This is a genomic window from Burkholderia sp. SJZ089, assembly GCF_007828315.1.
Lineage (GTDB): Bacteria > Pseudomonadota > Gammaproteobacteria > Burkholderiales > Burkholderiaceae > Burkholderia > Burkholderia gladioli.
The window spans coordinates 1-21,610 of record NZ_VIUM01000010.1 but is presented as its reverse complement, the minus strand read 5'-3'; the positions used below and the strand labels follow the sequence as shown (position 1 = coordinate 21,610).

The window sequence follows — 21,610 nt, the reverse complement described above, 5'->3', positions numbered from 1 at the left end:
AGATGATGTCGTATCGATCGAGCGCGCGCGCCGCGCTTCGCCCCTTCTTTCGCCCTTTCTCGGCCGCGCGCCCGTCCCTGGCGGGCCTGCGCCGCGTGCTGCCCTGGCTGGCCGCGCTGCTGCCGCTGGCCGCTCTCGCGCTGCCCTCGCTGGCGCACGCGCAGGCGCAGGGCCTGCCCGCCTTCAATACCAGCCCCGGCCCGAACGGCGGCACGACCTACTCGCTGAGCGTGCAGACCATGCTGCTGCTCACGATGCTGTCGTTCCTGCCGGCCATCGTGCTGATGATGACCAGCTTCACGCGCATCATCATCGTGCTGTCGCTGCTGCGCCAGGCGCTGGGCACCACCACCACCCCGCCCAACCAGGTGCTGGTGGGCCTGGCGCTGTTCCTCACCCTGTTCGTGATGTCGCCGGTGCTGGACCGCGCCTACACCGACGGCTACCAGCCGTTCTCGGCCGGCACCCTGCCGATGGACCAGGCGGTGCAGCGGGGCCTGGCGCCCTTCAAGACCTTCATGCTCAAGCAGACGCGCGAGAGCGACCTCGCGCTGTTCGCGCGCATCGCCAAGGCGCCGCCGATGCAGGGCCCCGAGGACGTGCCGCTGCCGCTGCTGGTGCCGGCCTTCCTGACCAGCGAGCTGAAGACCGGCTTCCAGATCGGCTTCACGATCTTCATCCCGTTCCTGATCATCGACCTGGTGGTGGCGAGCGTGCTGATGTCGATGGGGATGATGATGGTCTCGCCGACCACCATCTCGCTGCCCTTCAAGCTGATGCTGTTCGTGCTGGTGGACGGCTGGCAGCTGCTGATCGGCTCGCTGGCGCAGAGCTTTACCTGAGGACGATGCGATGACGCCCGAATCCGTCATGACGCTGGGCCACCAGGCGATGATGATCGGCCTGCTGCTGGCCGCGCCGCTGCTGCTGGTGGCGCTGGTGGTGGGCCTGGTGGTGAGCCTGTTCCAGGCCGCCACGCAGATCAACGAGTCGACCCTGTCGTTCATCCCCAAGCTGCTCGCGATCGTGGTGACGATGGTGATCGCCGGCCCCTGGATGCTGTCGACCATGCTCGACTACATGCGCGACATCCTGATGCACGTGGCCACGCTCGGCACCAGCTGAGCGCGTCCGCCGCCCCGCCCGCTCCCTTGGCCATTCCCGCTCCTTCCACGCGCCGATGTTCACCGTCACCTACGCGCAACTGAACGTCTGGCTGACCGCGTTCCTCTGGCCCTTCGTGCGGATCCTCGCGCTGGTGGCCACCGCGCCGCTGATCGGCCATGCCTCGGTGCCGGCGCGCGTGAAGATCGGCGTGTCGGCCCTGGTGTCGATCGCGGTGGCGCCCGCGCTCGGGCCGCTGCCGCAGGCCACGGTGTTCTCGGCCGAGGGCATCTGGATCCTGGTCAACCAGTTCCTGATCGGCGCCGCGCTCGGCTTCACCATGCAGATCGTGTTCGCCGTGGTGGAGGCCGCCGGCGACTACATCGGCCTGCAGATGGGGCTCGGCTTCGCCAGCTTCTTCGATCCGCACAGCGGCAACACGCCGATGCTGGGCCGCGTGCTCAACGCCTTCGCGATGCTGGCCTTCATCGCCTTCGACGGCCACCTGCAGCTGATCGCCGCCCTGGTGCAGTCCTTCGATATCGTGCCGATCTCCTCGAACCTGCTGCGCGCAGCCGGCTGGCGCATCGTGGCCGGCGCCGGCATCAACGTGTTCTCGATGGGCCTCTTGCTGGCGCTGCCGGTGGTGGCCGCGCTGCTGATCTCGAACCTCGCGCTCGGCATCCTGAACCGCGCCGCGCCGCAGATCGGCATCTTCCAGGTCGGCTTCCCGGTGCTGATGCTGGTCGGGCTGCTGCTGGTGCAGCTGATGATCCCCAACCTGATGCCGTTCTTCTCGCACCTGTTCGACGACGGTTACGAGATGATGGGCCGCGTCGCGGCGGGCTTCCGTTAAAATTCGGCTCGCGTTGCGCGAACCGGCATCCCTGCCGGCCGTCCCGTTCCCCGTCTCGCCAGTTCCCGCGCCCCGGTTCGCCCTCGGCGCGCCGGGCCCGGCGCGGCGCCGGTGAGGCGAGGCGGCCGCCGTCCCGGCCTCGCGCCCCCGAACAGTCGTCCGGCCCTGCCCGGCTCGCCGCGCCCTCGCGCGGCGGCGGCCCGGGAGCCGGGCGCGTCCCGTGGTCCTCCGTTCCCCTCGCGACCCGCCACGTCCCTGCCCGCGCCGATGCGTCGACATGCCGATGCATCGATGCGCGGCCGGGCATGGCGGACGGCCTCGACGGCCCGCCGTGGCGGCGCCGGGGAACCTCGGCAGCGGCGCGCCACTCATGCTTTACATGGAAAACACGATGCGAAAGATCGAATCCGCCAGTCCCGAGGCCCGCTCCGCGGATCTCGCGGCGGACAACCTCGAACGGCTCCGGGCCCTGTTCCCGGAAGCGGTGACCGAAGGCCCGCAGGGCCTCGCGCTGAACCTCGAGGTGCTCAAGGCGCTGGTGGGCGAGCGCACCGTCGCCGAGGCCGACGAGAAATACGGCCTGGCCTGGCACGGCAAGCGCCGCGCGCGCCAGCTCGCGCTCACGCCCTCCACCGGCACGCTGCGCCCCTGCCGCGACGAGAGCCTGAACTGGGACGGCACCCGTAACCTGATGATCGAGGGCGACAACCTCGAGGTGCTCAAGCTGCTGCACAAGAGCTACGCGGGCTCGGTCAAGCTGGTCTATATCGATCCGCCGTACAACACCGGCAAGGAGTTCGTCTATCCCGACAACTTCACCGACAGCCTGCGCCACTACCTCGCGCTGACGGGCCAGGCCGCGGGCGGCGTGAAGCTCAGCAGCCATACCGAGGCGAGCGGCCGGTTCCATACCGACTGGCTCAACATGATGTATCCGCGCCTGAAGCTGGCCTTCGACCTGCTCGCCCGCGACGGCCTGATCGCCATCCATATCGACGAGCACGAACTGCACGCGCTGGTGCTGGTGATGCGCGAGATCTTCGGCGAGGAGAACGAGCTGGGCGTGGCGGTGTGGGACAAGCGCAACCCGAAGGGCGACGCGCGCGGCATCGCCTACCAGCACGAATCGATCGTGCTGTTCGCGCGCGATGCCGAATGGCTGTTCGAGCACGCGCCGCTCAAGCGCCCCAAGCGCAACGCGCAGCGCATGCTGGACGCGGCCCACGACGCGATCGCCGACACCACCACCATCGCCGAGGCGACCCAGGCCTACCGCGCCTGGCTGCGCGCGCAGACCACGCTGTCGGGCGGCGAGGCGATGTACGACCGGCTCTCGCCCGAAGGGCGCGTCTACCGCCTGGTATCGATGGCCTGGCCGAACAAGAAGCGCGCCCCCGACGACTACTTCATCCCGCTCACGCACCCGGTGACGGGCAAGCCCTGCCCGGTGCCCGAGCGCGGCTGGCGCAACCCGCCCGCCACCATGCGCGAGCTGCTCGACAAGGGGCTGATCGAGTTCGGCGCGGATGAAAGCACCCAGCCGCAGCGGATCTATTTCCTCGACGAGAACCTGCACGAGAACGTGCCCTCGATCCTGCCCTTCGGCGGCTCGGACGACGCGCGCCTGAAGGCGCTGGCGATTCCCTTCGACCTGCCCAAGCCGACCGATTTCGCGGCCTCGCTGGTGAGCTGGCTGACCGGCGACGACGACCTGATCGTCGACTGCTTCGCCGGCTCCGGCACCACCGCGCACGCGGTGATGGAGGCCAACGCGGCCGACGGCGCGCGCCGGCGCTTCGCGCTGGTGCAGCTGCCCGAGCCGCTCGACGCCGGCAACAAGGACCAGAAGGCCGCGGCCGAGTTCTGCGCGAAGCTCAAGCGCCCCGCCAACCTGGCCGAGATCACCAAGGAGCGGCTGCGGCGCGCGGCCGAGCGGATCCTCGGCGAGCATCCCGAGGCGGCGCTCGACCTGGGCTTTCGCGTGTTCCGGCTCGATTCCACCAACGTGGTGGAATGGGATCCGCGCGGCGCCAACGTGCAGCAGTCGCTGCTCGACGCGGTCGAGCACATCAAGGCCGGCCGCACCGACGCGGACCTGCTCGCCGAGCTGACCATCAAGCTCGGCCTCGATCTGTGCGCGCCGGTCGACACCCTGCCGGTGGCCGGCAAGCAGGTGCACGTGATCGACGGCGCGATCGTGGCCTGCTTCGCCGCGCGCATCGACCGCGCTGAGGCCGAGGTGCTGGCGCAGGGCATCGTCGGCGTGCTTGATGCGGTGGATGCGCCGCCCCAGCACGACGTGACCTGCGTGTTCCGCGACGGCGCCTTCGTCGACGACGTCGCCAAGGTCAACCTGTCCGCGATCCTCGAGCAGCACGGGATCCGCTCGGTGCGGAGCCTCTGATGACGCGCAACGTGTTCGACGCGCAGTCGGCCGGCGCGCCGATGATGGAACTGCATTTCGAGGCCGATCTCGACTACCAGCTCGAGGCGGTGGATGCCGTCTGCGACCTGTTTCGCGGGCAGGATGCGCATCGCGCGGCGTTCAGCGTCGAGGCGGCCGACGCCGCTGGACAGATCGGCGACGGCGACACCAGCATCGCGCGGCAGATGCCGATCGGCGTGGCCGAGAGCGCGCTGGCGGTCGGCAACCGGCTCGCGCTCGATACCGCAGCGCTGGCGCGCAACCTCGCCGAGGTGCAGGTGCGCGGCGGCCTGGCGCCCTCGGGGTCGCTGGTCTCGACCGACTTCACCGTCGAGATGGAGACCGGCACCGGCAAGACCTATGTCTACCTGCGCACCATCTTCGAGCTGCACCGGCGTTACGGCTTCACCAAGTTCGTGATCGTGGTGCCCTCGGTGGCGATCAAGGAGGGCGTGCACAAGACGCTCGACATCACGCGCTCGCATTTCCGCCGGCTCTACGACGGCGTGCCCTTCGACTACTTCCTGTACGACTCCGCCAAGCTCGGCCAGGTGCGCCGCTTCGCCTCCAGCGCGACGGTGCAGATCATGGTCGCGACGGTGGCCGCGATCAACCGCAAGGACGTCAACAACCTCTACAAGCCCAGCGAGAAGACCGGCGGCGAGAAGCCGATCGACCTGATCCGCGCCACCCGGCCGATCCTGATCGTCGACGAGCCGCAGAGCGTGGACGGCGGGCTGGAAGGCCGCGGCAAGGAGGCGCTCGACGCGATGGCGCCGCTCTGCACGCTGCGCTATTCGGCGACCCACGCGGACCTGTACCAGATGGTGTACCGGCTCGACGCGGTGGACGCCTACGAGCGGCGCCTGGTCAAGCAGATCGAGGTGGCCTCGGCCACCGTCGAGGACGCGCACAACAAGCCCTATGTGCGGCTGGTCTCGGTGAGCAACCGGCGCGGCACCATCGCCGCGCGCGTCGAACTCGACGTGGCCACGCCCGCCGGCGTCGAGCGCCAGACCGTGACGGTCGGCGACGGCGACCTGCTCGAGCGCGTGACGCGCCGCGGCGTGTATGCCGACTACCGGATCGGCGAGATCGACACCACGCGCGGCAGCGAGTTCGTCGAGCTGCGCTATCCCGGCGGCGAGGCCTTCCTCGCGCTCGGCGACGCGCATGGCGACGTCGATCCGCTGGCGATCCAGCGCGAGATGATCCGCCGCACGATCCGCGAGCACCTGGACAAGGAGCTGCGCCTCAAGCCGCTCGGCGTGAAGGTGCTGTCGCTGTTCTTCGTCGACAGCGTCGATCGCTATCGCCGCTACGAGCCCGGCGGGGTCGCCCTGAAGGGCCCCTACGCGGAGATCTTCGAGGACGAGTACCGGCGCGCCGCGAAGCTGCCGATCTACCGCTCGCTGTTCGCCGGCTTCGATCCCGAGCTCGACGTGGCCGCCGCGCACGACGGCTACTTCTCGATCGACCGCAAGGGCGGCTGGACCGAGACCAGCGACAGCAACGCCAGCGGCCGCGAGAACGCCGAGCGCGCCTACAGCCTGATCATGCGCGAGAAGGAGCGGCTGCTGTCCTTCGCCACGCCGCTGCGCTTCATCTTCTCGCACTCGGCGCTCAAGGAAGGCTGGGACAACCCGAACGTGTTCCAGATCTGCACGCTGCGCGATATCCGCAGCGAGCGCGAGCGGCGCCAGACCATCGGGCGCGGGCTGCGCCTGGCGGTCGACCAGCGCGGCGAGCGCGTGCGCGGCTTCGACGTCAACACGCTGACCGTGGTGGCCACCGAGAGCTACGAGCAGTTCGCCTCGAACCTGCAGAAGGAGATCGAGGCCGATACGGGGATCCGCTTCGGCATCGTCGACACGCACCAGTTCGCGGTGCTGCCGGTGATCGACGCGCAAGGCGCGAGCGCGCCGCTGGGCGTCGAGCGTTCGGCGGCCTTGTGGACGCATCTGCACGAGGGCGGCTTCATCGACGCGCAGGGCAAGGTGCTCGATGCGCTGAAGATCGTGCTCAAGGGCGGCGTGCTGCCCTTGCCCGAAGCCTTCGAGCCGCTGCGGCACCGGATCGTCGAGTTGCTGCGCAAGCTGTCCGGGCGCCTGGACGTGCGCAATGCCGACGACCGCCGGCTGCTGGTGCCGCGCCTGGACGCGAAGGGCCAGCCCGTCGTGTTCGGCGAGGCGTTCCGCGCGCTCTGGGCCCGCGTGCAGGCGCGCACCACCTATCGCGTCAGCTTCGACGACGCCGCGCTGGTGGAGGCCTGCGTGGCCGCGCTGCGGGCCGCGCCCGAGGTGCCGCGCGCGCGCCTGCAATGGCGCAAGGCCGACATCTCGATCGGCAAGGCCGGCGTGGAAGCCACCGAGACGGCCTCGGCCGGCACGGTGGTGCTCGACGAGGGTGAGATCGCCCTGCCCGACCTGCTCACCGAGCTGCAGGACCGCACCCAGCTGACGCGGCGCACGCTGGCCGCGGTACTGACCGGCAGCGGGCGGCTCGACGAATTCCGCATCAACCCGCAAGCCTTCATCGCGCTGGTGGCCGATGCGGTGAACCGCTGCAAGCGCGAGGCGCTGGTGGACGGCATCGCCTACAAGCGGATCGGCGACGGCGTGGTATGGCCGCTGGCGCGCTTCGTCGACGAGCCGGTGACGGGGTATCGCAAGGATCTGCGCGAGGACGCGGGCAAGTCGATTACCACCGCGATCGTGGTCGAGTCGGCGGCCGAGCGTGCCTTCGTGGATGCGCTGGAGGCCAGCCCGGCGGTGACCTTGTACGCGAAGCTGCCGGCCTGGTTCCGGATTCCCACGCCGCTGGGCGACTACCGGCCCGATTGGCTGGTGCTGGTGGAGCGGGCTGGGGCGCCGGACCAGTGTTATGTGGTGGAGATGGACAGCCAGGCCGACGACACCGAGCCGCGCGGCCGCGAACGGCGCAAGGTCCGCTGCGGGGATGCGCATTTCAAGGCGATCGCGGGGGCCGAGGGGCCGGTGCACTTCGTGCGGGCGCGCACGGTGGATGATCTGCTGGGTGTGACGGGGCAGCGGTCGTTCGCGTTTTAGGGGGGCGCGGCGGCTGGCGGGATGGCCGGCGCCGCGCCTTCCCTCTATCGTCCGTCATCTCAGGGATACAGCCCCTATATTCAAGGATTCGGGCAGATTCGCATGCCCGTTTTCCGCTTCCGATTCATCGGGCTCAGGCGTTCACCATTCGGTTCACACTCGAAAACATCGTCATTTTGTTTTCGATGCGAGCCGCACCGCCATGAGCCGATTCGACCTGCCCACCACCTCCGTCTCCCCCTGGTCGGCCCCGACCACGCCGGCTACGCACACGGCCCATACGCCGCCGGCGCCGCATCCCGGGCAGGCCAGCAGCCAGGGCGGCAACGCCGCGCTCTCGGGCCTGCAATCACGCCGGCATGCACGGGCGCAAGCCGACGAGGCCAAGCTCTCGCCCATCCTCCAGCACGTCCTCGATCCTTCGGTGAACCCTTACGCTGCGCATCCCAGCGATTCGCACGTGATGCTGAACTTCGCCGCGCCCGTGGCCGAGCCGCCCTCGCGCACCGCCGCCAGGCAGTTTCAGCAGAAATTCCAGCAGGCGGCACTCGATGCGCCGGGCAGCGTGCGCGCCAGCCGTCACGACCTGGGGCTGTCCGAGCACCGGCTGACGATGATCGATATCGGTGGCGAGGGCCAGAAGACCGAGGATGGCGAGGAACTGATGCGCAGCGGCAATGCGCATGCGATCAACGTCAACGCGCAGACGGTAGGTTCGCCCGGCGAGTTCTACCTGCAGGCCGAGCCGGGCGGACAGCCGCAAAAGACCAGTCATTTCGAGATTCCGAACCTGGTGCGGCCGGCGAAATCCTGGCCCGGGCCCGGCGAGAAGGCCGAAGGCTTGTTGCCCTTCGCGGATGGTTTTTCCAGCGTGACGATGACCGAGGGCGCGCCCGTATTCGGCTATCACGTCAACGAGATGTCGCGTGTGACCTCGAAAAAGGGCTGGATGATGCTGGCCGTGGACGAGAGCTTCGAGGACAGGATTGGCGAATTGGCGCAAAAGCACAACGGCGATGGGACCGTGTGGAGCTTCCCGCCGAAGGACGGCACCATGAACCGTTACGTGATTCCGCCGAAAGCGGCGCTGGAAGGGGGGGCCGCGGGCGACTACAAGGCGATGTGGAGCGAGGCGTCCGCGCATGACGCGTATGACGTGGCACAGACCATCGCCTTGCATCAGGCCGGTAGCCTATCGCTGGATGAGGCCAGGCAGGCCGCGCCGGGGCTCAAGGACGCGCATGGGGAGATCGATTTTTCGAGGCTGGCGGCTGGCAAGGCTTCGGTGAAGCATGACGAGCTGTGAGCCGGGGCTGATCCGGGGTTTGCGGGCCTGCACAGTATTCCGGACCCGTTGTCCACGCAGTTATCCACGCCCCCGCGTATCCCCACAGCTTTTGTCCGGGTCGTATACGTAAATAGTAGTAGTTAACAAAAGGCGTCCATCGCTGTGGATAACCGCGTTTACGCCTTTTCGATCAGCGCTGTGCCGTCCGCATAACCGTGCCGGTGCGATGTGCACAGCTCCCGGCAACACAGAACAACTTTCCGCACGGCCTGTGCGTATCCGTGTTTTGCCCAATCTGTCCACAGGCTATCCGCTGTGGTCCGCTGTGCCGCGAAGACGAGCGAAGCCGCGTCAGCCAAGGCTGACGGCCGGTTTCAAAGGTGAGGAAAGTCGGTTTGAGGTGAGGCTGGGAAGAATCAGCCGCGCACCGTTTCGAGCGCCGTGGTGAGCGCCGCGCCATTCACGCCGTCGGTGGGCGCCACCAGCGCGTAGTTGTAGCCCTGCTGCGAGCCGTATTGCGCGAGCAGCGCGCCGTCGCGGCGCGTGCCGTTCTTCAGCAACTGGCGCTGGCCGCCGGGCGGGCGCACGTAGAAGCTGACCGCGTGACCCTGGCCGTCCTGGTAGAGCACCATCGCCGAAGGCCCGTCCTCCGTCGCGAACAGGCGCCCGCCCACCGGCGTGAAGCCGGCGCGGGCCAGGTCGGGCAGCCGGATCGTCGAGCCGACCGAGCGCTCCAGCCAGGCCTGCAGTTCCTCCGGCCGGTGCGTGGCCAGATCGAAGGTGGCGCCACGGTTCGCCACCACCATCCGGTAGGCGGCCAGCGCATCGCCCATCGGCCGGATCGGCGCGGCGACCGCGGCCAGCGTCGCGTCCGGGCCGCCCTCGAGCTGCCAGCCGCGCGCCATCCAGCCGCCGCCGCCGCCGAGCGCCACGCTCAGCACCAGCCCGGCGGCGACCGCCAGGCGCCCACGCAGCCGCGCCTGGCGTCGATCGCGAAGCAGCGCGGGATCGAGCTCGCGGCTGGCCGGCGGCAGTGCCAGGCCGTCGATGGCGGCGCGCAGCGCCTGCGCGTCGCGGCGCCACTGACGCACCTGTTCGGCGCGCTCGGGGTGGCTCGCCAGCCAGCGTTCGACCGCCGCGCGCTCGTTCGCGTCGAGCCGGCCGTCGACATAGGCATGGAGATCGTGGTCGTCGGGCGGAATGTTCATTTCATCAATCGCAGCTTGGGGGCGGAGGTTTCGCCGTCGCCGAGCGCGCGCAGGGCGGCGCGGGCGCGCGACAGGCGCGACATCACGGTGCCGATCGGCACGTCGAGCAGCTCGGCCACCTCGCGGTAGCTGAAGCCCTCCACGGCCACCAGCAGCAGCAGGCTGCGCTGCTCGGCCGTCAGCTTGGCGAAGGCGTCGAGCATCGAGCGCGCCTCCACCTGGTCCTCGGCCGACGGCCATTGCGGCTCGTCGTCCTCGCCCAGGCGCCCTAGCAGCCAGGCATAGCGCTTGGCGCTGCGGCGCGAGTCGAGGAACTGGCGGTACAGGATCGTGAACAGCCAGCTGCGCAGCGCGTGTTCGTCGCGGCGGTCCGCCCAGTGGATCAGCGCGCGCTCCAGCGTGGTCTGCACCAGGTCGTCGGCCGCGTGGACGTCGCGGGTCAGCCATAGCGCGAAGCGCCGCAATCGCGGCAGCAGTTCACGCAAGGAGTCGTCGAGATCGGCAGATGGCATGGTGGGCCGCCGGGTGGCGCGCATGGATACCGACGTGAGACGCCGGCCGCTCGACTTTATTCCATTTCCAGCTCGAAGGTGGCTGGCGTCAGCGGGATCCGGCAGGAGGAAATCCGCGAGGGCGATGGAATAAAATCGGGCGCCGTTCGTCTCATACCCGTCCCCAAACGATTTCAAGGTCAGGAGCAGTCCATGACGCATCCTCCCCCCAATTCCCCGCGCGGCGGCGGCGCCTGGCGCTGGGCGTTGATCGGCGGCACCGTGGTGGTGGCCGTCGCCGCGTTCGGCTACACCGGTGGCTGGCTCGCGCCGCACCGGCTTACGTCGGCGCGCATCGTCGACGCCCTGCAGGCCAACGGCGGCCTGCACGCGGGCTTCCGCCGCAATCACGCGAAGGGTATCTGCGTGACCGGCTACTTCGAGAGCAACGGCGACGGCGCGGCCTGGTCCAGCGCGCCCTTCTTCGGCGCTGCGACGCGCACGCCGGTGGTGGGCCGCTTCGCGGTGCCGGGCGGCAACCCCTACGCGCCCGATACCAGCGTGCCGATCCGCAGCCTCGCGCTGCGCCTGACCGCGCCCGACGGCGCGCAATGGCGCACCGGCATGAACGCGATGCCGGTGTTCCCGGTGGCCACGCCCGCCGCCTTCTACGCGCAGACCGTGGCCACCCGCCCCGATCCCGCCACCGGCAAGCCCGATCCGAAGAAGGTCGCGGCCTTCTTCGCGGCGCATCCTGAGACGGCCGCGTTCCGTGCCTGGGTGAAGACGGCCAAGCCCAGCGCCAGCTTCGCCACCGAGAGCTACTACAGCATCAACGCCTTCTACTTCGTCGATCCGCAGGGCATGAAGCACGCGGTGCGCTGGCGGGTGGTGCCCGAGCAGACCGACGGCGGCGTGGCGAGCGGCCCGAACGTGCTGGACCCGGATCTCGAGGAACGGCTCGGCAAGGGCCCGCAGCGCTGGCACTGGCTGGTGACCTTCGCCAACCCCGACGATCCCGTCGACGACGCCACCCGGCAATGGCCGGCCGATCGCAAGACGATCGACATCGGCACCCTGGTGCTGGACCGCGCCGAGCAGCAGGACAGCGGCCCGTGCCGCGACATCAACTATGATCCGACGGTGCTGCCGACCGGCATCGAGGCCTCCGCCGATCCGCTGCTGGCGGCGCGCTCGGCCGCCTATGCCGATTCCTATCGCCGGCGCACCAGCGAGGAAGCCGAGGTGCCCGGTTATGCCCGGGGCGGCGCGCCCAATCAACCTGCCCCGGAGGCCCGATGATGAAGACCGGATTCAATCCGCTTGCGAGGCTGCTGCATTGGCTGATGGCCGCGATGATCCTCGCCATGCTGTTCATCGGGGTGGGAATGGTCAGCTCGGTTTCGGCGCGTCACGCGGTGCTGATCGCGATCCACAAGCCGCTCGGCATCGCCATCCTGGTGCTGGTGATCGTGCGGCTGGTGGTGCGCTTCAGCAAGCGTCCGCCGGCGTTGCCGGAGGACCTGCCGGGCTGGCAGCGCGCGGCCGCGCATCTGTCGCATTGGGTGCTGTATGCGCTGATGATCGCGATGCCGCTGATCGGCTGGGCGATGCTGTCGGCGGGCGGTTATCCCGTGATGCTCGGCGGCGGCGTGCAATTACCGGCGCTGATGGGCGCCGATCCGATCGCCTTCGCCTGGCTGCGCAACGCGCATGAGCTGCTGGCCTTCGTGCTGTTCGCGACGGTGGTGCTGCACCTGGCGGCTGCGCTGTTCCATGGCTTGATTCGCCGCGACGGCGTGTTCGGGAGCATGGCGCGCGGGCGTTGAGTTCAACCGCTCGATGGTGCAAGTGAAATCACGCCCGCTTTTGCGGGCGTAGTTATTTGGTCGGCGTCGCGACCAGCCGCGAAATCACGATGACGATCATCGCTGAAACGATCAATGAAATCGTGAGCAGGAACAGGATCAATACGTTGTCCTGCGATTCGCAACGGGTGGCGCCGGTCAGGCGAAACAGCCAGTCGAAGAAGCGACGCACCGAGGCGTCGTCGTAAACCGGCGCGAGCCGCGGCGAGTTGTAGAGCCAGCGGCTGGCCGCGAGCGACAGCGCGAGCGTCGAGAGAACCTGCGCGAGAGAGGTCAGCAAGCGCTTCATGGGCGAGCCTGCGATTGGACATGGGCGGAATGGCTAGTCGGTCTGACAGGGAGGTTCCGCGCCGCGTTCCGTTCGAATCGGCTCGATTTGTGCCGGATTGGTTCGTGGATGCGTGGTTGATTCCTGGAGAGAAAAAACCACGCGATTCATTCACGATTGATCGCCGTTATTTGGCAATGCGAGCAAGGCGTCAAGCAGCTCGGTGAGCGCCTGATGCGCGCCTTCCACACCTTCGTCCTGGATCCGATGTTCGAGGTCGGTGCATTGCCTGGCCAGTTCGCGCCGGCGGAACACGCCCAGCGCGCCCTTGAGCGAATGCAGCTCGGCGAGCAGCGCCGGCGCGTCGTTGCGCGAGGCGGCATCGCGCAGCACCTCGATCGACCTCGCGCAGGCATGGCCGAACGCCTCGACGAGCTCGGGCGACATCGGCTGCGCGCCGAGCGGCGCATCGTCGTGCGGGCCGTCCTTCGGATTCGACGCGCCCTGCCCGCTGATTTCGCCCAGGACGCGCGCCAGCCCGCTCAGCGACAGCGGCTTGATGGCCACCTCGCGAATACCCAGCGCGGCGCAGCGGCGGCGCTCGTCGAGCGTCGCGTCGGCCGTCACCGCCACGATCGGCGTGCCGGGCCAGCGCTCGCGCACGATGCTGGCCAGCACGTAACCGTCCATGCGCGGCATGTTCAGGTCGGTCACTATCGCGTCGAAGCGCGTGTCCGAGAGCGCTGCCAGCGCCTCGATGCCGTCGGCCACGAGGCGCGCCTGGCAGCCCAGCAAGGCGAGCTGCTCGGCGAACAGCTTCTGGTTGACCTCGTTGTCCTCGGCGACCAGCACCTGCAGGCCGAGTTGCCGGGCGGGCGTGCTTGCCGCCGCGGCCGCCGCCGCGGGCGCGGCGCCGGTTGCCTGCATGAGATCCGGCGTGATCAGCGGCGTGCCCTTCACGACATGTTCGAGCGCCGCGCGCAGGCCGAGCGGCGAATGGCAGGACACCGTCAGCACGCGGCCGATCCGCATCGGCTGCAGGGGGCCGTCCGCGCTGCAGTTGATCACCGCCTCGCAATCCTCGACCAGGCGGTTCTCGCTGGCCGCCGACCAGTTGTCGCGCTCGCCGCAGATCACCAGCACGCGGCCGCTCGCGTCGTCGATCCGGTCGGGATGGCGAGCTGTCTGGAGCGCGGCGCCCCAGGAGGTGATCAGGTTCGCGGTGCCCTCGTGCCAGTCGTCCTCGGCCGCGAGCAGGATCACGGGCGCGCCATCCAGCGTGGCGGCGTCCTCAACCAGCGGCATGCCGGCCGGATCCTCGCGATCGAGCGGCATGCGCACGGTGAAGCGGCTGCCCTGCCCCGGTTCGCTTTGCACGTCGATCGTGCCGCCCATCTGCGTGACCAGCCGCTGGCAGAGCGCGAGGCCCAGGCCGGTGCCGCCGAAGCGTCGCGAGATCGAGGAATCAGCCTGCATGAAGGCATTGAACAACGTCGAGAGATGGGCCGCCTCGATGCCGATGCCGGTATCGGCCACCTCGATCACCAGCATGCCGCCGCGCGCGCACGGCAGCCGCTCGACATCCAGCGAGAGCGTGACCCTGCCCTCCTCGGTGAACTTGATCGCGTTCGACAGCAGGTTGTTGACCACCTGCGCGAGCCGGCCCGGATCGCCGCGCATGGGCTGGTCGATCGCGGCGCGGAACTGGCCGACCAGGGCGATGCGCTTGAGATGCGCGGCCGGCGCGAACATCGCGAGCGAGCGCGTGATGGTGTCGACGAGGCGGAAATGCATGTGCTCGAGCCGCATCTCGCCGGCCTCGATCTTGGAGAAGTCGAGCACGTCCTGGATGATCGCGAGCAGGCCGTTCGAGGAGGCGCGGATGGTGTCGAGCCGGTCGCGCTGCAGGGGATTCAGCGCGGAATGGCCGAGCAGCTCCAGGTTGCCGAGGATGGCATTGAGCGGCGTGCGGATCTCGTGGCTCATCGCGGCCAGGAAGGCGGACTTCGCGGCATTCGCCTGGTCGGCGGCGAGCTTGGCGTGACGAAGCTGGTGTTGCAGCGCCTGGCTGGCCGTCATGTCGACGAAGGCCATGACCAGTACGTCCTTGCCCAGGTAGCGGCCCAGCGCGAAACGCGCCTGCAGGGCGAGGTCCTTGCCGTCGCGCGTGCGCAGCAAGACGTCTTCCTGGAATACTTCGTCATGCGAATCGTGCCGTGCGGAAGCGAAGCGCGCATGAAGCCGCTTCAGCTCGTCGATCAGGCGCGGCATGCCGCCTTCCACCAGTTCGGCCAGCGCGACCAGCGAGGAGCCGCCATAGAGCAGCTCGCCGCTGCCGGTGGAGACCAGGCCGATGCCGACCGGCACCGTCTCGATCATGGTGCGGCTCAGGCGCTCGCTGTCGAACACCTGTTCCGAGCGCGCGTACATCGGCTGGAACACGCGGCGGTTGAGCTGGGACAGCAGCAGCCAGACGAACGCAAAGCTGGCCAGGGCGATCGCCGTGGCCGTGAGCGCCTTGCTCGCGATCGCCCTGACGACGTCGCGCCAGGAATAGGTGTAGACGAGCGAGAAGCCGGTGTCGCCGAGCGGCGTGCCGAGCACGAAGCGGCCGTCGCCGCGATATTCGGCGAGACGTTCGCCGCTCGTGTGCCGGGTGTGGCTCCATCGAGAGATGGCGTCGGCTGTTTGCGGTTCGGCATGCTTGCCCGCCGAGAGCGCGACGATACGGCCGTCGCTGCCGACGATCGCGAAGCTGCCGTCGTGGGCGCCGTCGGCGATCGGCCAGAGCAGGTCGCCCGGATCGACCTCGTTGACCAGCACGGCCTTGACCTGCCCGTGGAACAGCACCGGCGAGGCCAGCTGCAGCACCTTGCGGCCGTTCGGCAGCGGATAGAGGCGCGGCACCCACCAGGCCTTGGGCGCGAGCGCCAGCAGGTGGCTGGGCGCGTCGAAGGCGAGGCTGCCGGCGCCCTCGGTCAGCTCGCGCACGAAGGTCGCGCGGCCGGCGTCGGTGGCGAGCTGTTCGGGATGCTCGACGCTGGTGGCCGGCACGATCGCCACCACGGTGCGGCTCACGTTGAAGATGATCTGCGTGGGCGGGCGCGCCAGCACCCTGGCGGTGGCGGCGCTGGCGCGGCCGATCTGCGTGGAGAACGAGAAGGCGCGCTGCAGCGTGGCGTCGCTGAGCGTGGCCTGCGGCGCGCCGGCGATCAGCATCTCGGTGGGCTCGGACGGGAAGGGCCGCCAGCGCAGCAGGTTGCCGTTGGCGCGGAACCGGGCGACCTGCTCGGGTGGCACCTCGGGGGCGTCGTTGGCGGCCATCTCGGCGCGCGCGAGGCCGCCCAGGAAGGCCTGCTCGACCGCGCCGAAGCGGCCGAGCACCAGGCGATAGGCGCCGGTGAAGGCCTGGCGCTGGTCCGCCAGGTGCGCGTCGACCAGGTAGACGAGCTCCGAGACCAGCGCGAATACCATCACCACGGCCGCAGCGCAGCGCCCGCCGACTACCAGCAGGCGGTGGTAGCGGCGCAGATCGTCGAGGGTCTTGCGGAGGATGGGCATGGCGGGTTCGTGGTGCGTTGCGGTACGGATTCGGGGCCGGGTGAGGTGCCGACAGTCGCGACGGTACACCAGCTTGGCGACATGGTGGGCCGGTTACACTATCGCACTCCAAACAAATTACGAGCCGCCGGCTTGAAGGCCGTCATCCAAGATGAAGATCCGCGTGATCCTGTCGGACGATCACCCGACCGTGCTGTCCGGCGTGCGGCATGAGCTGGCGCGCGTGCCGACCGTCGAGATCGTGGGTTCGGCGCTGGGCGCCGACGAGCTGCTTGCGCTGCTCGAGCGCAGCCATTGCGACGTGCTGATCACCGACTACGCGATGCCGGGCGGCGCGGCGGTCGACGGCTTGCCGCTGCTGCGGCAACTGCGCCGTGGCTGGCCGGCGATGAAGGTGGTGGTGCTGACCACCATCGATAATCCGGCGCTGCTCAAGGAAATCGCCAAGACGGGCGTGCAGGGGCTGCTCAGCAAGATCGACGAGGTGGACCATCTGATCGCCGCCACGCATGCGGTGTATGCCGGCGCGAATTACCAGTCGCCGAGCGTGCGCGAGAAGCTGGCGGTGCAGGCGTCCTCGGCGAGGACGGTGGAGGCGATGACGACCAAGGAGGCCGAGGTGATTCGGCTTTACGTGTCGGGCCTGTCGATCAGCGAGATTGCCGCGCAGCTCAATCGCGCGAAACAGACGGTGAGCGCGCAGAAGGGCAGCGCGATGCGCAAGCTCGGTATCGAGCGCGACGCGGACCTGTTCCAGTACGCCTACGAGACAGGCCTGGTGGCTACGGGACCGAAGGACGCAGGCTGACGAGTTCGTTGCGCGTCAGACGGATGGATTCGATGTTTCCCCGTTATTGCTCGCCAAAATAGGACTTTTCTCATACCTCGCAAGAGAAAATCTGACGAGTCAGATGCCTGCGCCGATGGGCCGCCGCTACAGTCGATTGCCTATCGACACGCCTGCGCGGAGGGACCTCGTCATGTTTGCCAATACCACCTTCAATGTACTGATCGCGGATGATCATCCGCTCGTGGTGACCGGTGTGGAATCGGCGCTGCGCGATTTGCGTTCGATGAGGATCGTCGGGACGGCGGGGAATTCCACGCAGATCGTCGAGCGGCTGGGGCGGGAGGCTTGTGATCTGCTGATCACGGATTTCGTGATGCCGGATGGGAGGTATAACGATGGGCTCACGATGCTGACTTATATCCGCTCGCATTTTCCGGATCTGCCGGTGATTGTGTTTACGGCGGTGGATGGGATTGCGTTGACGGGGGAGCTGACGCGGCTGGGGGTGAAGGCGATCGTCAACAAGGCGGATGACGTGGGACATCTGATCTCGGCGATCTATGCGGTGCATGCGGGGAGTGAGTATCTGTCGCCTAGTGTGAGTCGGGCGAATCCCAGGCTCCGGGGGACGGCCAGGCGGGGTGGGTTGACGCGGAGTGAGCTGGAGGTGCTTAGGCTGTATGTGTCGGGGCTGTCGATCACGCAGATCGCCGATAAGCTCAGGAGGACGAAGCAGACCATCAGCGCGCAGAAGATCAAGGCCATGCATAAGCTGGGAGTGGAGAGGGATGCGGATCTTTATCTCTACATCTATCAGTCGAAGCGGGGGGATTCGGAGTTGTTTGGGATTTGAGGGGTTGATAGACAATCGATGCCGTTATCGGCGGGGCGGTAGGAAACCAGATTCGGTTTATGCGACAGCAGCGTCGCTCGGGCCGACTGGATCGTTTTGCGCAAGATAGCGCGTGCCATCGCAGTAAATCCCACGTTGCTCCCACAAGGCACACGGCCACGAGGTGAAGGCCGCGACCGACTCGTGAATGTATTCCGCCAATAATTGATCGACTGCAAGCGGTATCGTGCCTGCTTCATCCCATGCGGCGAGGATCTTTTTTTCGTAAGGACTTAGCTCGCGCGGCTGCGGTGGATACGAGCGATTGCCGGCGTGCGGCTCGATCGGGTTGCGGAGGAATTCAATGCGGCGCTCGAGGCGGCGTTGCTCGCGTAATAACTGGCGGGCTTGTTGTTCGGGATCCTTGGGGACGTCGTAGACCCATTCGTTGGGCTGGCAGGTTGGGTGGTCTTCGTTGGTTCCTGCCGGGACGGATGCGCAGAATGCTGCGCCGACTTTTTCGTAGAGATGGCCGAGGACGCGTTCGTCTGCATTGTGGCGAGAGAGGATGCTGTGCCAGCGGAAATTCAGGTGGCGGTGTGGGTGGATCAGGGATTCGAGATCGTCGCTGGAGGGAGAGGGGAGGGCGGAGAGGTAGTCGGTGTAGAGCTTCGCGACTTGTGCGTCTTCGGGTAGGTCGAAATCCGCTCGGAAGTCGACGTGCATCTGATCGAGAGGTGTTAGAGACACCCCAGCACGTAACGCCTCGGCAAACATGTGCCGTAGGGGAATGAGTGCAAGATCTTGATTACGTCCTTGCTCGTCTGGGCCGTATCCGCCGCCGACGTCGGAATGTACGCCGGGAAATACAACTTCATTGCAGTTATCAGGATACGTCTTACCGACGCGAACCGAATCGAGTGGAAATGCTCTTCGGACCTCATGTGCTGAAACGAAATGCATGCAGCTCTCAACCTCAGCTGGAATTGCCAGCTCAGATGCCCAATCGAGATGTAATGCAGGACCTCCGACCGAGGCGACCGTATCGAAAATCCCCATGAAATTGATGCGCAGTGGCACGTGTGTTCCGCTTGGGGCTGGCCAGAATAATTTGCCGCCGTCTCTGACGCATTTCTGAGCCACAAATCGCCGTGCAAAGGCACGTGCCTCGGTGGCTCCGCGCGAAAATCCAAAAATTGCGACTGTAATTTCCCGCATGTGCTGCCACGAGCTTGGCCCCCATTCAACCTCCAAGAGTCGGGAAAATTGCGAGAGCGCGACTTTTATCCGTAGCTCACCGCCCGCACCGAGTCCTAGCCCAAGCACGCCACCTTCGTCGTCTTCGAGGTGATCGGTGTAGCCCACGACCTTGTCGAATTTAAATGGCGTTCCGACACCTGAAAGATAAATTGACCTGGCCTCATCTCGCATCGAGTCCTTGGCGACCAGAAACAGCTTGGCTACGTTTGAATGTCTGTTCAGAGGCTGATCACGATCCAGGTTGTTATTCGTGCCGTCGAAGAAAAACGATAAGGATGGGTAAAGTCGGCACGCGATTGCATCTGCCTGATCAACAGGTTGACGACACAGAATCCGCTTTGTTGCGCCATCAATTGCGGCGCGCTTGAGTTCGCCGTCGGTAGCGGGGGGCCCGGCTTGTCGAACCGACATGATCTTTCCTCTCAGAGATTATTACTTGCTCATACAACCCGATCCGGTCGGAGAAAATGCCAACTCGGCCGTGTTGAGATCTCGTAGGATGACGCACAGATAAGCGTCCGATTTGCGCCAGTCGGGATCGCGGTGTGGGCCGCCAGCGGGGAAGTTGACTTGAACGCTATGCCTTTCACGAGGCATGGTGATCGCCTTGGTCGCTGGGTCTTCCTCCGTTCCCCATACCCATGTGACGGTAACGGGCTTGCTCCAGTCCTTCATGCCGGGGAAACAGCATGTCGATTTTGTGCCGCCGGCTTGAGGGTTCACGCCACCGGCCCAGTATTTGTCGACGTAGATACCGACCGTGTAGCGGTCAGTATGATTGGCTGGCACCATAGAAAGTGCGGGATTGCCTCCAACCGACGGATCGTCGGACGCAGAATCGGGGCTGGCACACGCGGCCAGCGCGAAGACTGAAAATCCTGTCGTCAGCACCAAACGTCGAAATTGAGTGAAGGTCATCGTGTGCTCTTACCTGCCAATGCTTTGGTTACGTTCGGTTGCCTGTTGCCTGTTGCCGATGGTACGGGAGTTGATGGTTTTCCCTCGCGAGAAAAACATCGGATGCTCCGATACATCGGGGAGCGTAAGCTTGCTGGATTGAGCCTATGCTTCGGCGTCTAGGATCAGAGATCGTCACTTGTTCAGGCATTCCGTTCCGCTCGGTGAGAATGCCAGAGCAACGGTGTTTAGATCTCGAAAGATGACACACAGGTAAGCATCTGACTTCCGCCAGTTGGGGTCTTGATGTGGGCCGTGTGCAGGAAAGTTCACCAAGGCACTGTGCTTTTCGGCTGGCATTGTGATGGCCTTGGTTTCGGCGTCTTCCTCTCGTCCCCATTCCCACGTCACGGAAATAGGCTTGCTCCAGTCTTTCCTGCCGGGGAAACAGCACGCCGCTTTCGTACCTCCCGCTTGAGCGGATACATCGCCAGCCCAATATTTGTCGACGAAAATATCCACTGCATAGCGATCTGTGTGGTTCGCCGGGACCATCGCTAGTGCTTGTTCACCTCCGGCAAGTGGATCGGCCATGACGCTGGTGCATACGGTTAGAGTGAAGCTTGAAAACACTGCGACAAATATCGGGATCCGAAATTTCGCGAGGGTCATCGTGTGCGTTCTATGCGGAAGATGCCGTGATTAGGTTGAGTGCTGTTTGCTTGTCCTCGACAGCGATGGTGGTGATGCAGAGCTCTCGAGACAAGCGTTCAAGGCAGGCGATGCACAGGATGCTGCACGGAGCTTACTGCATTTCGTTTCCTAACGAACACCGCTGATGCTTTTTGCCGCGTAGTCGTTGGGCAGTGGACAGGGCTGTCGAACTGCAAAGGCTGGCGTGGCCAGAGTATCGAAATCGTTGACCAAGCCGCTATGCGAGAGGTATGCGGGCATATTGAGCCGATCCGACTATCGGACCCGTCAATAGTGGCTTGCTTGAATTCGTCATCTGTCGCCAGCGTACCCGCTTATCGTATAGACGTTCTTTATCTGGATGGCTACTTGCTCATACAACCTGAGCGCGTTTGAGAAAATGCCAATGCAGCCGTGTCGCGGTCTCGCAAAATCACACATAGATAGGCATCCGATTTGTGCCAGTCCGGGCCTTGATGCGGGCCGCCTGTGGGAAAGTTCACTTGGACGCTGTGCTTTTCGTCCGGTGCCGTAACCGCCTTGGTTGCCGGGTCTTCTTCATAGCCCCACTCCCACGTCACGACAACCGGCTTGCTCCAGTCTTTCACGCTCGGAAAGCAGCATGCCGCTCCAGTGCCGCCTCCGTGGCGGTGCGCTCCTCCTGCCCAATATTTGTCGACGTAGATGCCTACCGTATAACGATCGGTGTGATTGACGGGAACCATGGCAAGCGCGGGGCCGCCATCAACGAACGGGCCCTCGGACGCGACGTCAAGCTTGGTACAGGCAGCTAAGGCGAAGATGGAAAATACTGCTGTAAGCGCTAGACCCCGAGGGGGCGAGAAGCTCATCTTTGCGTTCCTGGCGATAAGTGCGCTTGATGCGTTTGATGATGATGGTTTAAGTGTAAGCGGTCGGTAAAGGACGCCTCTCTCCTCCATCTGCGTCACACTCGGTTAAGATCGACTTGCCGTGAGCGGCGAGTTTGCTCAGCGGCAGAT

18 protein-coding genes are annotated in these 21,610 nt (G+C 66.3%); 10 read left to right on the top strand and 8 right to left on the bottom strand.

Annotation, left to right across the window (positions count from 1 at the left end; translation table 11 throughout):
- Positions 1-2: 2 nt before the first annotated feature.
- The 6 genes from fliP to FB600_RS19180 all read left to right on the top strand — a co-directional run bounded on the left by fliP (position 3) and on the right by FB600_RS19180 (position 8,759).
- Entirely contained in the window at positions 3-842 is an 840-nt protein-coding gene (fliP, locus tag FB600_RS19205) for a flagellar type III secretion system pore protein FliP (protein WP_096749982.1), read from the top strand.
- Positions 843-852: 10 nt separating this feature from the next.
- Positions 853-1,125 (top strand): flagellar biosynthesis protein FliQ, encoded by a 273-nt coding sequence (gene fliQ / locus FB600_RS19200; protein WP_013696110.1) that lies wholly within the window; start codon positions 853-855, stop codon positions 1,123-1,125.
- Between the two features lie 55 nt (positions 1,126-1,180).
- The gene (gene fliR, locus FB600_RS19195; RefSeq protein WP_013696109.1) at positions 1,181-1,960 is read left to right on the top strand and encodes a flagellar biosynthetic protein FliR; all 780 of its coding nucleotides are present in this window, start codon (positions 1,181-1,183) and stop codon (positions 1,958-1,960) included.
- A gap of 391 nt (positions 1,961-2,351) precedes the next feature.
- Positions 2,352-4,364: a site-specific DNA-methyltransferase gene (locus FB600_RS19190; protein WP_096750690.1), complete on the top strand. Its 2,013-nt coding sequence runs from the start codon at positions 2,352-2,354 to the stop codon at positions 4,362-4,364.
- A gap of 44 nt (positions 4,365-4,408) precedes the next feature.
- Entirely contained in the window at positions 4,409-7,453 is a 3,045-nt protein-coding gene (locus FB600_RS19185) for a type III restriction-modification system endonuclease (RefSeq protein ID WP_145757290.1), read from the top strand.
- 202 nt (positions 7,454-7,655) lie between these two features.
- Positions 7,656-8,759, top strand: coding sequence for a hypothetical protein (locus tag FB600_RS19180; RefSeq protein WP_186467873.1), 1,104 nt, complete (start codon positions 7,656-7,658; stop codon positions 8,757-8,759).
- 398 nt (positions 8,760-9,157) lie between these two features.
- Here FB600_RS19180 and FB600_RS19175 read toward each other — a convergent pair whose 3' ends face one another.
- Entirely contained in the window at positions 9,158-9,949 is a 792-nt protein-coding gene (locus tag FB600_RS19175) for an anti-sigma factor (RefSeq protein ID WP_096749984.1), read from the bottom strand.
- Positions 9,946-10,461, bottom strand: coding sequence for a sigma-70 family RNA polymerase sigma factor (locus tag FB600_RS19170; protein WP_036052922.1), 516 nt, complete (start codon positions 10,459-10,461; stop codon positions 9,946-9,948). Before FB600_RS19170 ends, FB600_RS19175 begins: the two co-directional genes overlap by 4 nt.
- Positions 10,462-10,653: 192 nt before the next feature.
- Here FB600_RS19170 and FB600_RS19165 point away from each other — a divergent pair, with 192 nt between their 5' ends.
- On the top strand, positions 10,654-11,742 hold the full coding sequence (locus tag FB600_RS19165; protein ID WP_060004397.1) for a catalase family peroxidase: 1,089 nt from the start codon (positions 10,654-10,656) through the stop codon (positions 11,740-11,742).
- Complete coding sequence (locus FB600_RS19160; RefSeq protein ID WP_013696103.1) at positions 11,739-12,269, top strand: cytochrome b; 531 nt, start codon at positions 11,739-11,741, stop codon at positions 12,267-12,269. Before FB600_RS19165 ends, FB600_RS19160 begins: the two co-directional genes overlap by 4 nt.
- A 52-nt stretch (positions 12,270-12,321) precedes the next feature.
- Here FB600_RS19160 and FB600_RS19155 read toward each other — a convergent pair whose 3' ends face one another.
- Together FB600_RS19155 and FB600_RS19150 are read right to left on the bottom strand one after the other, a co-directional pair.
- Positions 12,322-12,597, bottom strand: coding sequence for a hypothetical protein (locus FB600_RS19155; protein ID WP_145757278.1), 276 nt, complete (start codon positions 12,595-12,597; stop codon positions 12,322-12,324).
- Positions 12,598-12,747: 150 nt separating this feature from the next.
- Positions 12,748-16,137 (bottom strand): ATP-binding protein, encoded by a 3,390-nt coding sequence (locus tag FB600_RS19150; protein ID WP_145757279.1) that lies wholly within the window; start codon positions 16,135-16,137, stop codon positions 12,748-12,750.
- A 151-nt stretch (positions 16,138-16,288) separates the two neighbouring features.
- Between FB600_RS19150 and FB600_RS19145 the strand changes: the two genes are divergently transcribed.
- Together FB600_RS19145 and FB600_RS19140 are read left to right on the top strand one after the other, a co-directional pair.
- A complete protein-coding gene (locus FB600_RS19145) occupies positions 16,289-16,945 on the top strand; it encodes a response regulator transcription factor (RefSeq protein ID WP_145757280.1) in 657 nt (218 codons plus the stop codon).
- Positions 16,946-17,117: 172 nt separating this feature from the next.
- Entirely contained in the window at positions 17,118-17,780 is a 663-nt protein-coding gene (locus FB600_RS19140; RefSeq protein ID WP_227742903.1) for a response regulator transcription factor, read from the top strand.
- A gap of 57 nt (positions 17,781-17,837) precedes the next feature.
- Here FB600_RS19140 and FB600_RS19135 read toward each other — a convergent pair whose 3' ends face one another.
- The 4 genes from FB600_RS19135 to FB600_RS19120 form a co-directional block, all read right to left on the bottom strand.
- The gene (locus FB600_RS19135; RefSeq protein WP_145757281.1) at positions 17,838-19,430 is read right to left on the bottom strand and encodes a T6SS phospholipase effector Tle1-like catalytic domain-containing protein; all 1,593 of its coding nucleotides are present in this window, start codon (positions 19,428-19,430) and stop codon (positions 17,838-17,840) included.
- Positions 19,431-19,451: 21 nt separating this feature from the next.
- Positions 19,452-19,937, bottom strand: coding sequence for a DUF3304 domain-containing protein (locus tag FB600_RS19130; RefSeq protein ID WP_145757282.1), 486 nt, complete (start codon positions 19,935-19,937; stop codon positions 19,452-19,454).
- Between the two features lie 174 nt (positions 19,938-20,111).
- A complete protein-coding gene (locus tag FB600_RS19125) occupies positions 20,112-20,588 on the bottom strand; it encodes a DUF3304 domain-containing protein (protein WP_145757283.1) in 477 nt (158 codons plus the stop codon).
- A gap of 386 nt (positions 20,589-20,974) precedes the next feature.
- On the bottom strand, positions 20,975-21,460 hold the full coding sequence (locus tag FB600_RS19120) for a DUF3304 domain-containing protein (protein WP_145757284.1): 486 nt from the start codon (positions 21,458-21,460) through the stop codon (positions 20,975-20,977).
- Positions 21,461-21,610: the final 150 nt, after the last annotated feature.